This is a genomic window from Pseudomonas sp. Pseusp88 (genome assembly GCF_047303955.1).
Lineage (GTDB): Bacteria > Pseudomonadota > Gammaproteobacteria > Pseudomonadales > Pseudomonadaceae > Aquipseudomonas.
The window spans coordinates 1-482 of sequence record NZ_JBGLYM010000096.1; the positions used below are offsets into that span (position 1 = coordinate 1).

Consider the following 482-nt stretch of genomic DNA (forward strand, 5'->3'; position numbering starts at 1 on the left):
GCCACTGCGACCACGTCACCGCCGACCACGGCGGCCGGGCTGTTCATGGCGAAGTACACGCCAGGCTCGATCACCGAAGCCGCAACCATGGCCATGATGGCCACGAAAGACTCCATGAGCATGCCGCCGTAACCGATGTAACGGGCGTTCTTTTCGTTATCCAGCAGTTTCGGTGTAGTCCCCGAGGAAATCAGCGCGTGGAAACCCGACACCGCACCGCAGGCAATGGTGATGAACAGGAAAGGAAACAGCGCACCTTTCCAGACCGGGCCAGTCCCGTCGGTGAACTGGGTCAGGGCCGGCATTTTCAGCTCAGGCGCCAGGATCAGGATGCCAATGGCCAGGGCGACGATGGTGCCGATTTTCAGGAAGGTCGACAGGTAGTCACGCGGTGCCAGCAGCAGCCAGACCGGCAGCATGGCAGCGACGAAACCGTAGCCCACCAGCATCCAGGTGATCTGCACGCCGGTGAAGGTGAACAT

General features: G+C 61.2%; 1 protein-coding gene. It reads right to left on the bottom strand.

Features of this window, described 5'->3' with window-relative positions; all coding sequences use genetic code 11:
- Positions 1–482 (bottom strand): carbon starvation CstA family protein (locus ACCD02_RS32620; protein ID WP_413310711.1); only part of this gene is annotated, 482 nt, incomplete at both ends.